The 14,688-nt window shown below is 36.4% G+C and carries 16 protein-coding genes; 6 read left to right on the top strand and 10 right to left on the bottom strand.

All coding sequences use genetic code 11. The features are described from left to right. Positions 1-53 precede the first annotated feature (53 nt). Positions 54-413: a hypothetical protein gene (locus NZD88_RS02635; RefSeq protein WP_259827215.1), complete on the bottom strand. Its 360-nt coding sequence runs from the start codon at positions 411-413 to the stop codon at positions 54-56. Between the two features lie 201 nt (positions 414-614). Beyond that, a complete protein-coding gene (locus NZD88_RS02630; RefSeq protein ID WP_259827213.1) occupies positions 615-2,066 on the bottom strand; it encodes an aminotransferase-like domain-containing protein in 1,452 nt (483 codons plus the stop codon). Between the two features lie 123 nt (positions 2,067-2,189). Here NZD88_RS02630 and NZD88_RS02625 point away from each other — a divergent pair, with 123 nt between their 5' ends. From NZD88_RS02625 to NZD88_RS02615, 3 genes are all read left to right on the top strand, one after another. Further along, positions 2,190-2,705: a hypothetical protein gene (locus NZD88_RS02625; protein ID WP_259827211.1), complete on the top strand. Its 516-nt coding sequence runs from the start codon at positions 2,190-2,192 to the stop codon at positions 2,703-2,705. A 429-nt stretch (positions 2,706-3,134) separates the two neighbouring features. Beyond that, on the top strand, positions 3,135-4,049 hold the full coding sequence (locus tag NZD88_RS02620) for a helix-turn-helix domain-containing protein (protein ID WP_259827454.1): 915 nt from the start codon (positions 3,135-3,137) through the stop codon (positions 4,047-4,049). Between the two features lie 93 nt (positions 4,050-4,142). Then, positions 4,143-5,348, top strand: a complete 1,206-nt coding sequence (locus NZD88_RS02615) for an MFS transporter (RefSeq protein WP_423738652.1) — start codon at positions 4,143-4,145, stop codon at positions 5,346-5,348. 58 nt (positions 5,349-5,406) lie between these two features. Here NZD88_RS02615 and NZD88_RS02610 read toward each other — a convergent pair whose 3' ends face one another. Both NZD88_RS02610 and NZD88_RS02605 read right to left on the bottom strand, forming a co-directional pair. Continuing rightward, the gene (locus NZD88_RS02610) at positions 5,407-5,910 is read right to left on the bottom strand and encodes a hypothetical protein (protein ID WP_259827208.1); all 504 of its coding nucleotides are present in this window, start codon (positions 5,908-5,910) and stop codon (positions 5,407-5,409) included. Positions 5,911-5,999: 89 nt separating this feature from the next. Next, on the bottom strand, positions 6,000-6,557 hold the full coding sequence (locus NZD88_RS02605) for a hypothetical protein (protein WP_259827204.1): 558 nt from the start codon (positions 6,555-6,557) through the stop codon (positions 6,000-6,002). A gap of 447 nt (positions 6,558-7,004) precedes the next feature. Here NZD88_RS02605 and NZD88_RS02600 point away from each other — a divergent pair, with 447 nt between their 5' ends. The 3 genes from NZD88_RS02600 to NZD88_RS02590 all read left to right on the top strand — a co-directional run bounded on the left by NZD88_RS02600 (position 7,005) and on the right by NZD88_RS02590 (position 9,637). Next, complete coding sequence (locus NZD88_RS02600) at positions 7,005-7,571, top strand: Crp/Fnr family transcriptional regulator (RefSeq protein ID WP_259827202.1); 567 nt, start codon at positions 7,005-7,007, stop codon at positions 7,569-7,571. 76 nt (positions 7,572-7,647) lie between these two features. Next, positions 7,648-8,313: a hypothetical protein gene (locus NZD88_RS02595; RefSeq protein WP_259827201.1), complete on the top strand. Its 666-nt coding sequence runs from the start codon at positions 7,648-7,650 to the stop codon at positions 8,311-8,313. 361 nt (positions 8,314-8,674) lie between these two features. After that, positions 8,675-9,637, top strand: coding sequence for a beta-1,6-N-acetylglucosaminyltransferase (locus NZD88_RS02590; protein ID WP_259827200.1), 963 nt, complete (start codon positions 8,675-8,677; stop codon positions 9,635-9,637). A 219-nt stretch (positions 9,638-9,856) separates the two neighbouring features. On the opposite strand, the gene hemH is transcribed toward NZD88_RS02590, so the two are convergent. From hemH to NZD88_RS02560, 6 genes are read right to left on the bottom strand one after another with little or no spacing between them, the layout of a single operon-like run. Next, complete coding sequence (gene hemH / locus NZD88_RS02585; RefSeq protein ID WP_259827198.1) at positions 9,857-10,885, bottom strand: ferrochelatase; 1,029 nt, start codon at positions 10,883-10,885, stop codon at positions 9,857-9,859. A 49-nt stretch (positions 10,886-10,934) separates the two neighbouring features. Further along, complete coding sequence (locus tag NZD88_RS02580; protein ID WP_259827197.1) at positions 10,935-12,215, bottom strand: cryptochrome/photolyase family protein; 1,281 nt, start codon at positions 12,213-12,215, stop codon at positions 10,935-10,937. Beyond that, on the bottom strand, positions 12,202-12,894 hold the full coding sequence (locus NZD88_RS02575; protein WP_259827196.1) for a lycopene cyclase domain-containing protein: 693 nt from the start codon (positions 12,892-12,894) through the stop codon (positions 12,202-12,204). The genes NZD88_RS02580 and NZD88_RS02575 overlap by 14 nt, the downstream gene beginning before the upstream one ends. A 2-nt stretch (positions 12,895-12,896) precedes the next feature. Further along, the gene (locus tag NZD88_RS02570; RefSeq protein WP_259827195.1) at positions 12,897-13,355 is read right to left on the bottom strand and encodes a sterol desaturase family protein; all 459 of its coding nucleotides are present in this window, start codon (positions 13,353-13,355) and stop codon (positions 12,897-12,899) included. Further along, positions 13,355-13,822: an SRPBCC family protein gene (locus NZD88_RS02565; protein WP_259827193.1), complete on the bottom strand. Its 468-nt coding sequence runs from the start codon at positions 13,820-13,822 to the stop codon at positions 13,355-13,357. Before NZD88_RS02565 ends, NZD88_RS02570 begins: the two co-directional genes overlap by 1 nt. A 29-nt stretch (positions 13,823-13,851) precedes the next feature. Next, positions 13,852-14,688, bottom strand: coding sequence for a phytoene/squalene synthase family protein (locus tag NZD88_RS02560; protein WP_259827191.1), 837 nt, complete (start codon positions 14,686-14,688; stop codon positions 13,852-13,854).

The raw sequence follows: 14,688 nt of genomic DNA, 5'->3' as shown, positions 1-14,688 counted from the left end.
TTAAATAATTAAAAGAGTTCAGCCCGCAAAAGCAGGCATAGGATATTTAAAAATTACAATACAGCCGGAGGGCCTCTGTCCGCTAAGGAAAAAAGAGTGTAAGAAAATAGAAATTCGGGGGAAGAGAAAATCTTTCCCGTGATTTTTGTTAATGAAAAAGAATCAGTATAAATCTTCCCAATTCCTTCTGCACCCAGAAGTTTATGGTGGCAGATCGGACATTTGGTATCACATGATGAAAAGGCCTTTTTGAAAATCTTTCCATTTTCTATTTTCGACTGCTGAAAAGAATTTCCTGTGTTCTGATTGTGAAGAAAATGATGGTGGAGATATTCTGCCGGAGAAACCGCAAACGCATAAACAGCAATGAATACTGCCGTTAAATAGTTTTTAAAATGCCTCGTGATTCTCAATAGATAGATTTACTGATTGAAATTGAATCTTGCGAAATTAAAAAATATTTAATTAACGGACGCCTTTACTTGGATCAATTTCAAAATTTTTCTATTATTAGTGGATTTTAGTTTGTAAAGCCTTAAAGATGGAAACTACAGATATTAACTAAAAACCTCGACAGAAAAAAATAGCTGTTTTTTAATACTCATTTCTGATTTTTATAACTTCCCTCTTTCAACATCCCGCCTTCCTTTCTTTAACAGTTCTTTTGCTTTTTCCCCCGCATTTTCTAATAAAGCAAGGCTTTCCGCAGTGATGCGGTCTGCAAATATGATCCGAAAATGAGCATTGTACTCGTCTGTTAATGAAAATGTATTGCCGGGAGTAAATAGAATCCTGTTTTGATCACAGTAATCAAAGAATACCTGCATATCAATTCCTTCCGGCAGTTTACCCCAGATGCTGTACCCTCCCTGAGGGTTGTGGAAATAGGAATCTTCGGGAAAGTGCCGACGTAATGCACCCAGCAGTTCAACAGCCTGCTTATTGAGTTTTTTACGGAATGAACGAAGGTGCCTGTCGTAGCTGTTTCCCTGAAGGAGTTTCAGCATGAGTTCCTGATAAACTGGAGAAACGGATCTTCCCAAAACAAACCTTGCCTTTTCTGCACGGGAATAAAAACGTCCGGTATTCAGCCAGCCTAAACGGATGCCCGGCGCCAGGGTTTTTGAAAAGGAAGAATAGGTCATTACCAGTCCTGAACGATCAAAGCTTTTAATACACTGTGGTCTTTTATCACCAAAATAAAGGTCCCCATACATATCATTTTCAATAATCGGAACCTGAAACCTTGTTGCAATCTCCAACACCTCTTTTTTAGCACCATCACTCATAACGTTACCTGTGGGATTGTTGAAATTAGGCGTTATCACAACTGCACGGATATCATTCGACAGACATACGTTTTTAAAATAATCCGTATCGAAACCGTTTTCATAATGAACAGGAATTTCGATAGTTTTCAGCCCGAGGTTAGCAATAGCTTCAAGAATTGAAAAGACGCATGGACTTTCAACAGCTACAATATCTCCGGGTTGGGTTACAGCGCTCAAAGCTATGGTTAATGCCTGCAGCGCTCCATCTGTAATAATAAGTTCATCCGGGTTGAATAAACATCCATGAGCTGCCATTTGTTGGGAAATTTGCTCCCTTAACTCCGGCAAGCCATTGGAAGGATAATATCTCAATAATGCGGCTCCTTTCTCGCGGATGACTTCCTGCATCGTTCTGAGAATCAGTTTTTGAGGAATTAAAAGATCTCCGGGTGCTGTTACATTGAATGAACTCACTTCCGAAGGCTTGTTTCTGGCCGAGGTTAGCATGATGTTTTTTGCGAATACAGTATCCCTCACCACCGGAGGCAGGTTTGCTCTGGATGGAGAGCTATGAATAGCTAAAGTATTAGCTACAAAATACCCTGAGCGTGGATGGCTTTCCACCAGTCCTTTCATCACAAGATGATCAAAACCACTTTGAACAGAACTTGTACTCAAATGGTATACATTTTTAATCTCCCGCACGGAAGGCAATCGCTGTCCTTTCCTCAGAATTCTATTTTTAATTTGTTCTTCAATAACTGAAGTGAAAATTTCGTATTTGTATGACCCCATCCTTAATTTTGCTAATCTGTACTGAACAAATTTACAAAACGAACAAACTGTACCGATTAAATTAATGATAACTGTATCCTTTTTGAAAGCTATAATCTTCTAATTTTGAATAAAAAAAGATTCATGAATATAATTTCAAAATTTACAGTGGGTTCTGAAGAGGGAATTTCTGATCTTATAACCATTATTGATGCCTCTGTTTACGCATTATACAAAGAGCTTGTTCCTGAAAAGGATATCAAAAAATACATTGAAGATGATATTGATCCAAGAAAGATGATCAATGATCTGAACGACCTTTCCAATCAGCTTATTATTACTTATGCAGATGATCAGCCTGTAGGCTACAGCACTCTTAAAAGCGGATTGACTCACCCTGCGTTGCCGGAGGGGAAAAGAGCTACAGAGATGAACTTTGTGATACTCCCGGAATTTGATTCACCGGAAACCAGAACATCACTTTGGAAAAAAAGCAGATCCGCAGCCAGCTTCACAGATGTCGTCTGGATCAATATACTGGCACATGATCCACTTTTAGAGTTTTTAAAAGAGTCAGGGTTTTCTGTCGCTATTGATGCTACAGCAGGACCTTTCCAACTTCCGTCGCATATATTAAAACTGGAAATCAGTAAAAGCTAGATTTTCAAGAAAAAAGTGCAGGTTTTCGATCCTTTTAAAACATTCTGGCCTTATTATTTGTTACCACGAAAGTTTAAAAAAATGCTAAATACTTTTGGGATTGATATTTTTAGTTTCCCACAGATTTCCCGGATAGCAAAGATTGGTATCTAAGTAATTTTTCAACCATTAAGAAGATTTTGAAACACTTTAGAACACTTTAGTTTGAAAAGTTTTGTGACTTTTAAAGCCCTCGAAAATCACGCAGATTGAGCAGATTTTTTTGAAATTTAAATAATGTAAATTGATGGATGTAAATTGCAAAAAGTAATGATAAAAGCGGTTCAAAGGAAATTGAGAAAAACTATTTTGCAGATTATCATTACAGAACAGAAAACAGATCTGATTAATGGCAGTTTCCGTATCTTTGATTTTTATAATTTCTATATCATGAGTGATCAGCTGGAAACCATTGAAGATTATTACAAACGTCTCAGGAAGAATCAGATGAAGATGTTTGATTCGGATGATTTTGAAACAGGAAAGTCGCATTTTAATGTGTCTATGCGGAAATACTGCAGTTTTAAAAGCCCTTACAACCGCCGTGATTATTATAAAGTAAGCTTTATTTTGGGAAATGGCACTTTTCAGTATGGGGCCCATGAACTGTATATTGACCGTCCTGCCCTCTTTTTTCCTTCCCCTCATATTCCCTATTCATGGGAATGTGACGGAGATCTTCAGGAAGGGTATTTCTGCCTGTTCAATCAGGAGTTTTTTAATGGAAATACTGAATTCAATTTATTTAAAAAGACCTCTTTATTCAAAGAATGGAGCAAGCCCATTGTTTTTTTAACGGATGAACAAACCCAGCTTGCTACGCTTTACTTTGAACAGATGTATAAACTGAATAATTCGGCCTATCCTTTCCGATGCGGCAGTATCAAAAGCCACCTGGCCTCTGTGATACATTTGGCTTTGGAGAACCGTGTGGATGATATTAATCCTAATGAGCTTCCGGCCAACATCCGTCTTTACCGCTTATTTGATGAGCTTCTCAACAAACAGTTCCCACTGGACTCTCCGGCCTATCCGCTGGCTCTGAAAACGGCTTCTGACTTTGCGGAACACCTGAATGTGCACGTTAATCATCTGAATTCATCGGTAAAATCGGTCACCCATCTTACGACGACCCAAATAATTAAAGAAAGGGTGTTTGAAGAGTCTAAAAATCTATTAAAATATACCAATTGGGATATTGCTGAAATAGGATATACACTTGGGTTTGAACAACCTTCCCATTTCAATAATTTCTTTAAAAAACATGCTGAGGTTTCGCCGTTAAAATTTAAAAACACATTTTAAATCTTTGATTTTTGTAATTTTTACTTTGTCTTTTAAAATTCAACTGGATATTTCTTAGCTTATTTTTGCATAGTAAAATAACGAACGAGTATGTTGTTGAAAGAAGCATCTGAGAAAAGAATCAGATTAATAACCATTATGGCTTTTGTGTCGATCCCGCTTTCGGGATTTGTCACTGATATTTATTTGCCTTCATTCCCATCGATGGCCAAAGAAATGCAGGTCTCTGAAAAGGATATTCAGATCACTTTGACGTCTTATCTTCTGAGTTATGGGATTTCGCAACTTTTTGTAGGAGGAATTCTGGATAGCATTGGGCGTTACCGTCCTAAGCTGGTTGCTCTTTTTCTACTGATCATCAGCAGTATTTTGATTACGATGACGGATAGTATTTTATTAATCTGTCTGCTCCGTATTCTTCAGGGAGCGGCCGTTTCTGTCCTGGTTGTGGCTACCCGTGCTATTTTTGTGGATCTTTATGATTCTGAAAAAGTGAAGCATTATCTGAGCTATTTCACCATCGTCTGGTCGTGCGGGCCTATTTTGGCTCCGTTTCTGGGGGGATATCTTGAAAAACTGTTTAACTGGCATGCTAATTTTTACTTTCTGGCTTTCTATGCAGCGTCTCTGTTTCTGTTTGAATGGTTCTTCAGCGGTGAAAGCTTACCTGAGAAAAAGAAACTTAATCTTTCTGAGAACATCAGTCTGTACAAAATGATGCTTAAAAACAGGATTTTCATGCTTGGGATCTTTATTTTAGGACTGAGCTATTCCATTGTAATGCTATTTAATTTAACAGGTCCTTTTATTATTGAGAACACATTTCACTTTACTCCGGTTGTCATAGGATATTGTACATTAATCTTAGGTTTTTCCTGGATGATTGGTGGGTTTATAGGAAAACGCAGACTTAAGCTTGACTTTAAGGACAGGATCTTACAGCCTATTATTTTACAGCTGATCCTGATCGCCGGACTGATTGCCACCAGTTTCTATGCGGAAAGCCTTTTCATTATGGTTCCGTTCGCCTTTTTCATTCACATCTGCTCAGGAATCCTGTTTACGTCATTTTTTACAACGAGTATGCTTTATTTCCCTAAAAATGCAGGAACAGCAGGCGGACTGATGGGTGGATTAGTGTATGTGATTACTTCTATTACAAGCTTTATCATATCCGTCAGTGGAAACGTCACGGAACAGGGCGGACTTGCCTGGCGTTATCTGGCGATTGCCATTATACTATTAGGAATTATCCTGGTGATGCATCAGGCGGTAAAAAAAGAACAAGCAGAGAATTAATCTCTGCTTTTTTGTAATCATACTGTTTTCATGAATAACAGCTATTGGCCATGTTGCCTTACCTTGTCTTTTCAATATACAATATATCCGTCTTATTATCTTCAAAACAATGAATCGTTATAGGCATGTTTACCCCCATTTCATGAAAAGGGAGACTAGGTTTCATGATCGTAGTTGTTGACCAGGAATCGATGTATCTGTATTCTGTTTGAATTAAGTATTTATAGCCCTTACTCGTCCATTTCTGTTCAACGGATAAAACAACAGTGTTAACCACTAACTTATCTTCCCGTTTAAGATTTTTAATGGATTTTTTATAAAAAGGAATGACAAACCGGATCATCAGGTATACAATGGCACAGATTAGTACAATACCGAAATAAGTGCCTGTATCAGGTGTACCGTTGATCATATCGTTTATTGCATTCACACCAATGAGGATGAAGCCTAAAATGAGAAGTGGGCAGAAAAAAGCTCCTATGATAAGTCTTGTTTTTAATACAAATCTTAGCTTTTTCTTTTCTTCAGCTGTAAGAGGTTCCTTTCTAATTTGTGTAAACATTTATACTCTTAATTGTTAAATCTGTATAATAAATAGATGAGATTGCGTTCACTCCTGCCATTTATTTTTTTGCTTAAAAATTCGAACGGTTAGTTATATTCCAGCACATCGGCTATCAAAAAAGAACTTCCGGAAGGAATTACCCTAATGTCTCTTTTATAATCAATTTTAGCCTCCGTATCTGTGATGATGGTTTCAAACATATAAGCAGATCCGATCTTTTCCCTGAAAATACAACTGGTCACTTTTATCAGCCCATAATCGGTTCCGGAGACCAGATAATCCGTGCCAATACCCGCGTAATCACAGTTAAAATCTTTAGCCCATTTCTTTTTGAACTCTTTTAATGACATTTTTCCACCCTTTCCTGCCTCCATTGCGTCATCTTTATAGGCCATATATTTATCGGTGTAAATTTCCTTATGCTTCCCTTCTGCTTCTTCATTTGTATTTTCGGCAAGACCATTGGCTTTATTTAAGGTATTGGCTACAACATGAGTGATCCAGGCTCTTGCTTTTTCAACATCCTTAGTCTCTTTTACTGATTTTTGCGGAGTGGATACTTTTGCCGTACTCTTATTTTGTGCCTTAACATGATTGATTGTGACCAACGACATGATCATAGCCGTCATTAGAAATTTATTCATCTTTAAATATAGTATATTTTGATTCGTGTACAATGATTGGGTATGAATTAGTGTTTATGAATCTGTGTAGCGAACAGGCCCACTGCTGCCAACAGAAACCCTATCGAAATAAGCAGGAAAACGAACAATAAAAGGAATCTATTAGGTGTTGTTGGTGAATTCTTTCTTTTAAACAGCTGAGGATTTGTAAAGCCCGCTACACTTAAAGAAAAGAAAGCTACACTCAATATCAAAGTGATTATTATATAGGGTCCGGTAAAATCCAAATTGATTGATTTATTGTTAATATGATTTATTTTGTTTTGGATACACAAAGTACTGTTATAATTTGAAATTTTGGCTTGATAAAAATCAAGAATTTGTAAAATATAAGTAAAACTACTCTGCTCAAGTTTATTTTCACAAGAAACCTTATCTTTCAGAAATATACCGTTATGAAGCTATACAATGACAGAACTCGAACACTATATCGCCTCTTATTTTGGGATTGATCAATCGGATGAATTAAATAAGGTAAGTTCACTTTTCAAATTAACCTCATTAAAAAAAGGAGACTATTTTTTAAAAGAAGGAAAATGGTGTGACCAATTTTGTTTTATTCAAACCGGAATACTGAGAGTTTTTACTATGCCTTATGATAAAGAGATCACGCAATGGATTACCACCAAGGGGTATTTCGGAACCGATTTCTCAAGTTTCTTCTTCGAAACCCCTTCCCGTTGGAATATTCAGGCACTGGTAGATGTAGAGCTTTATACCATTTCAAAAGAGGATTATCGGAAAATCGGTGAGCTGGCCCCCAACTGGAATGAACTTGAAAAAACCTTTATCATTAAATGTTTTGCCATTTTGGAAGACCGGGTTTTCAGCTTTTTATCCATGTCTGCCGAAGAAAGATATCATTACTTTTTTGAACACAATAAAGAACTTTTTAATCAGGTTCCTTTACAATATATTGCCTCAATGCTGGGAATGACCCCGGAAACGTTTAGCAGAATAAGAAAGAAAAAATAATTTCTTGATTTTTATCAAGTGACGATTTTACCTGATACTCTGATCTTTGTATGACAGAATATTAAATCATACAAATATGTTTATCGGACATTTCGGATTATCCTTTGCAGCTAAAAAATTAGCCCCTAAAGTTTCTCTGGCCACCCTGTTTATCGCTACACAATTGCCGGACGTTCTCTGGCCGTTTATGCTCATGTTCAATATCGAGAAAGTAGCCATCAGTCCGGGTTATACTAAAATGAACGCCTTCGAGTTCCTCTACTATCCGTACACCCACAGCCTTTTCATGGGTGTGATATGGGGCATCGTTGGTGCTCTTATTTATGCATTGATAAAAAAAGATATCCGGGGAGCATTAATTGTTGGTGTATGTGTCCTGAGCCATTGGTTCTTTGATCTGGTAGTTCACAGAACTGACTTACCACTCTCTCCTTTCAGTAGCTATAAAGTAGGTTTTGGATTGTGGAATCATGTAGCCGCCACATTGATTATTGAATCCATCCTGTTCTTTGGAGGCCTTTTCACCTACACTTCCATTACCCAATCAAAGAACAAAAAGGGTTCCTGGGGACTTGCGTTTCTGACAGCATTGTTGATACTGGTCACCATCACCAATACCTTTGGCCCTGTACCTACCGCCATCACAATGTCATTATATATCACTATGATTGCTCTGATAGCCGTTCTGGTCTTTTTTGCCGGCTGGGTAGATAAGAACAGGAAGGTAAAAGAAATTAAATGATCTTTAATCTTACGGCATTCAGCAGTATACAAGGGAAATTTGAAACTTCCTATACTCTAAAAATAAGGTCATTCAAAATATGCAGAAGATAAAAAAAGAATGAAAGTTGTATTGAATTTATAAAAGAATATTTTGAACACGGTTTTTCACCAAAAACACAAATAAAATTAACATATATTTGATTTACAATGAATTAAAATCTTAATTATTTGAGTTAAATACAAACAATTAAGATTTAGAAACAAAATCAATAATTTTATTATTTACAATAAATGCAGTTTAATTTTCGTATATTTATAAAAATGTCTATTAATACTTTATAAAATAAGTTGTAAACATTCATAATTTTAAAATATATAAAATGAGAAGTGTTTACATGGGCGAAAGCGATGAACATGAAATCGGCAATATACCGATGAAAGCGATTAGTATTGCGTACTTAATTTTGGTACATCGTTTACCTGATCAATTCAAAAAACTTTTTACAGCGATCTACGAATCCACCAATTTTTATCTGATACACATTGACAAAAAAGCGAGTCAGGAAATTGGTGAGAATGTCAGAAATTTTTTAAAATCTTATTCAAATGTACATATCCTGGATAGTGAAAATGTAGTTTGGGGAGGATACAGCATGGTGCAGGCTGAATTAGACGGAATAAAATATCTTCTGAATATGAATGCGCAATGGGACTATTTCATTAATTTAAGCGGACAGGATTATCCTTTAAAATCACAGAAAATAATCAGAGAGTTTTTATCCAAAAACAATGGTAAAAGCTACCTTAAAATTGCCGATCAGGAAAAGTCCAGACCTGAAACCATGAACAGAATTGAAAATTATTTTGAGGAGCTGGAAGATAAAATTTCAGAAAAAACCCACAAAAGAAATTTCATGAAAGATGTCATCCCTTATATTGGCGGGCAGTGGATGATTTTAACCAGAGATTGCTGTGAATTTATTACCAATAGCATAGAAGTCAAAAAGTTTGAGGACTATTATCTCAACACTTTAATCGCGGACGAATCTTTCTTTCAAACAGTTTTAATGAATACTTCTTTCACGGGTATTTTGGTAGATGATGACAAAAGAGCCATTATCTGGATACCTGATGGGGATATCAAACTGCGTCCAAAGACTTTCACAAAAACCGATTTAGATTTTCTTCAACAAGGGAATCATCTTTTTGCCCGGAAGTTTGATGATCATGTTGACAATAACATTATCGACTCTATTAAAGCCCAATATGATGAACCTTTTAAAACATTGGTGAAGATCACCGATGTAAAAAATATAAGCAGAACTATTCCTCATTTAAATTAAAAAAATATTTAAGTTATGTTCGTAATCCTGGTCCAATTGGGTCAGGGTTTTTCATTGCTGCCTACAAAAAAAGTCTCCCCGGAGGAAGACTTAAAAAAACACAAATGATGAAAAAAAATATTTTCTCGGGTCAAATATACTCTATTTTTTATTTTTAAAAAGAGCATTGCATTGTGAATTATCTGTTTTATGATTAAAAACATCTAATTGATTTCTCGCTTATAACAAATAAAACTGCTGAAGTTTTTCTTCACACAGGGTCTTCACCACTTCTATCCAGCGGTCTTCATCATTAAGACAAGGAATATAATGGAAGTTTTCTCCTCCACTATGCAAGAATTGCTCTTTTCCTTCTACTGAAATTTCTTCCAGGGTTTCAAGGCAGTCTGAAACAAAAGCCGGACAGACGATAGCCAAATTTTTTACTCCTTTTGAAGGAATTGTTTCTAAAGTTTCATCCGTATAGGGCTCCATCCACTTATCTTTTCCAAGTCTTGACTGGAAAGAAATGATGGTTTTTTCTATAGGTAAATTAAGTTTTTCAATCACTTTTTTAGTGGTATCGAAACATTGATGGCGATAACAGAACTGATGACTCGGATTCGTTTCTCTGGAGCAGCAATCATTGAGATTGCAGGTTTTTGTGGGATCTGTTTTGTAAATATGTCTTTCCGGAACTCCGTGATAGGAGAACTGTAAAGCATCAAAATTTTCAGGAAGCTTTTCTCTGATGCTATCTGCCAGACAGTTGATGTAAATATCTCTATGGTAAAAAGGCTGAATATAATTGATTCTTACTTTTGGAAATTTCTTTTTTCTTACTTCTTCCGCTTTTTCTTTGACAGATTCCGTTGTACTCATTGCATATTGCGGATACAGTGGAAAAAGCACAATTTCTGAAACACCCTGATCAACCAATTTCTGAATTCCCGTTTCAATGCTGGGTTCAGCATACCTCATCCCGATTTCTACAGGAACATCAACCAGTTTTTGAAGTTTTTGCTGAACTTTTTTAGTGATCACAATCAGTGGAGAGCCTTGATCCGTCCAAACTGTTTTGTACGCTTCTGCTGATTTTGCGGGTCTTGTATTTAAAATAATTCCACGAACGAGCAGCGCACGGAAAATCCAGCGGTAATCTATTACCCTTTCATCCATCAAAAACTCATCAAGATATTCCTTTACATCCTTTACCGCTGTAGATCTTGGCGACCCAAGATTTACCAATAAAATTCCTTTTTTAGCCAATGTTATTTATTTTAATTATGAATGATTGTTTAAGTTGTCTCGTCAAGTATTAAGTCAATGCTCTTTTATACGTTTCCAAAGCTCTTTCCCTTGCGTATTTATGCTCAACCAATGGTTTATGATCATAGTTGCCCGGAAGCCATTTTCGGATGTATTTCCAATCTTTGTCAAATTTTTTGGTTTGCTCTTCAGGATTGAATATTCTAAAGTATGGAGCCGCATCGCAACCACAGCCTGCCGCCCATTGCCAGTTTCCGTTATTGGCGGAAAGATCATAATCCAGAAGTTTGCCGGCAAAGTAGGCTTCTCCCCATCTCCAGTCGATCAGGAGATGTTTGGTGAGGAAACTTGCCGTGATCATTCTTACTCTGTTGTGCATAAAACCGGTTTCATTAAGTTCCCGCATTCCTGCATCTACAATAGGATATCCCGTTTTTCCTTCACACCAGGCTTTAAATTCATCTTCATTGTTTCTCCAGGGAATCTCTTCATATTTTTTCTTAAAGCAATGGTTGACTATGTAAGGAAAATGAAACAGAATCTGCATAAAAAACTCCCTCCAGATCAGCTCATTAAGCCATGTTTCGCTATGTTCAAGAGCAAATTTTACACATTTCCTCACTGAAACGGTTCCAAAGCGAAGGGCAATTCCTAAATGGGTCGTATGATCCATGGCAGGAAAATCCCTGTATTGCTGATAAGAATCGATGATTTTTTTATCCAGTGACGGTTCTGTAAATTTTATTTCCGTCTTTTTAAAGCCAATATCTTCCAATTTAAGAATATCCTCATAGCTTTTTATTGCGGCAAAATTGCTGAAATCAGTTTCATAGATTTCAATAGTTTTTAAATGCTCTTTCCACTTTTTCGAATAAGGGGTAAAGACGGTATACGGAGACTGATCACTTTTAAGGATATCGTTTTTTTCGAATATCACCTGATCTTTGAAGTCAGAAAATTTCACGTTGTTCTTTTCAAGAAGATCAGCAACTTCCCGATCTCTTTTTATGGCCTGTGGTTCATAATCTCTGTTGCAGAATACCGTATCAATCTCAAACTCTTTGACCAGTCTTTTGAAGATATCGAGTGGATTTCCCCGGTAAGTTTTGAGTCCGCTATTATGTGTCTGAAGTTCTTTACTGATATTCTCCAGAGCCTGGTGGATGTAATCTACCCTTTTGTCTGATCGGTCTTCAAGATGGTCCAGAATTCCGGTATCAAATATAAAAACAGGAAGTACTTTCAGTCCTGAATCCAGGGCATGACACAAACCGGCATTGTCATCCAGCCTCAGGTCCCTTCTGAACCAGAAAATATTAATTTTGCTCATTGCTCTTCAATTTTTGAAATAAATAGATATTCCACAGAATCATTTCATAACCATAAACCGTATCTTCTATCGGAATGGTCAGCATTCTTATTCCCATGAAATTTTGGGGATTGTAGTTCACAATCGGGGATTCCAGACCTGTCCCTGTGAGTATTCCGTTGACCACCAAAAATCCAGGCATCAGTATAAGATAGATGAATGAAGCTTTGCCAAGCCACCTTTCTTTTAAGACAAAATAAAGTGTGAACATACTGATAGCTGTAGATAAGAACGTGACCATAGTGTAAATCTTATCATGAAAGTAAAAGGCTATTCCCAATGCAGAAATAATGGAAATGATCACAAATACTCTTTCCGGCAATGACTTCCAGCCCAGTTTGAAAAATTTATCCAGACAGAAATATGTGAAAATACATGAAAAAGGAATACAGAAGAAAAACAGGATTTCTTCAACCGGAAGGTTATATACCCGGATTCCTAAAAGATAGGCATCATTGAACCACCACACCCCTCTTTTGGTAAACCAGATATCCCAAAAGATAAATACAACAGCCACAATAAATGCTGCTTTAAAAAAAGCAGAAAAATGTCTGTTGAATTTTATTTTAGGATGAAATGAAAAAACAAAACAGATGATGACCGTAAAAAAATTAATCAAAAGATAGGTGTAGTGGAACATGGTCAGGCTTTATGTTGATTAAAATACATTTTAAAATATTTTATAGGTACCCACAGAAAGCCAAAACACTCTCCTTTTTCTTTTCCGGTGTGTTTATGATGCTGTTTATGGGCACGTCTTATAGCAAGTAAATAGGGATTTTCTGTATTGCGCAGGATTTTAAACCTTTGATGGATAAAGATGTCATGAACAAAAAAGTAAGCCATTCCGTATAAAGCGATTCCGATGGCTATGTAAAACCAGAAATTAAAATTCTGTGTCGTTCCGTAATACATCAAAAGTATCGTAGGCAAAGCAAAAATAACGAAGAAGTAATCATTTTTCTCCATCGCCCCTTCATTACTATGGTCGTGATGGTCCTTATGAAGCATCCACAGAAAACCATGCATGATGTACTTATGGATAAGCCACGTCATTCCTTCCATGATGAAAAATGTGCCTACTACAATCAGAAAATTCATTACTTTATTTTTTTATTGAAGCGTTCTTCTAAAACTTTATACCGGTAGTTGAAAACGTGCTCAAGCTTTTTTCTGACAAAAACTTTATGCGCTATTTCACCCAAAAAACCTAAAGGAAGTTCATAATCCACCGAATCTTTCATAAAAACTCCTTTTTCGTTAATTATAAATTCATGATGATGGTTCCAGAGTTTATAAGGTCCTTTTTTCTGAGAATCTGTAAAACTTTTTTGAAAATCAACCTGTTTGATTTCCGTTTTCCATTTCATTTTTATTCCTAACAGGGGCGAAATATAATAGTCAATAATCATCCCTTCATAAATTTCATCATCTGCCATTTCGGTAAGGACTATAAAATTCATATCCTTTGGAGTGATTTCAGAGAGGTTATTTGCTGAAGAAAAAAATTCCCATGCTGTTGCTATATCACAGTTCAGCTGCTGTTCTCTATACATTTTATGTATCATTGTAATTCGTACTATGTAATGTTATTCGGTTATAAAAGAGACGTTTTATACTGTACGTAGCTGCTCATCATTAAAGATAGTTTCTTTCCATTTGAGATTCTTATTCTTTGGTTAATGATCTTACTGGCAGAAGTTTTCTTGATTTTCCGGAAAAGCGAAATATAATACCGGAAAGCCAGATAAACGCCGAATCTTGCGGAACCAGGCAGTTTTTTGATTCCTTCCAAAGCGGTCTTAAATTCTTCTTCGATCTCTTTTTCAATATGAGATTTCACAGTATTGTCAAAATATGAAATATCAACATTCGGGAAGTAGCAGCGCCCCAAAATCTGATAATCATCTTTCATATCCCGGAGAAAATTGACTTTCTGAAAGGCAGATCCGAGGATCATGGCGTAGGGCTTCAATCTCTCAAATTCTGTAGCATTTCCTTCTGTAAAGATATGAAGACACATCAGTCCCACCACTTCAGCAGATCCTACGATATATTCTTTATAAAGATCTGAATTGTAATCTATTTTCTGAAGGTCCATTTCCATGCTTTTCAGGAACTGGTGAATAAGACTGTAATCAATCCTGTATTGGTGGACTGTTTCCTGAAACGCCTGCAAAATTGGATTCAGGGAAATTTTATCTTCCAATGCCTGAAAAGTTTCTTCTTTGTACCTTGATAAAAGTTTCTGTTTATCATAATCATGAAAGCTGTCCACAATTTCATCGGCAAGACGTACATATCCATAAACCGCATAGATCGGATTTCTGAGTTTCGGAGACAGCGCCATGATGCCGAGAGAAAAACTTGTACTGTATTGTTTAGTCGTTTCTCGGCTCACTTTATAGGAAAGGTCGTCAAACAATTTTTTCAT

The organism is Chryseobacterium pyrolae (genome assembly GCF_025153485.1).
Lineage (GTDB): Bacteria > Bacteroidota > Bacteroidia > Flavobacteriales > Weeksellaceae > Chryseobacterium > Chryseobacterium antibioticum.
The sequence above is the reverse complement of the archived record's forward strand: the minus strand, read 5'-3'. Positions and strand labels throughout refer to the sequence as shown.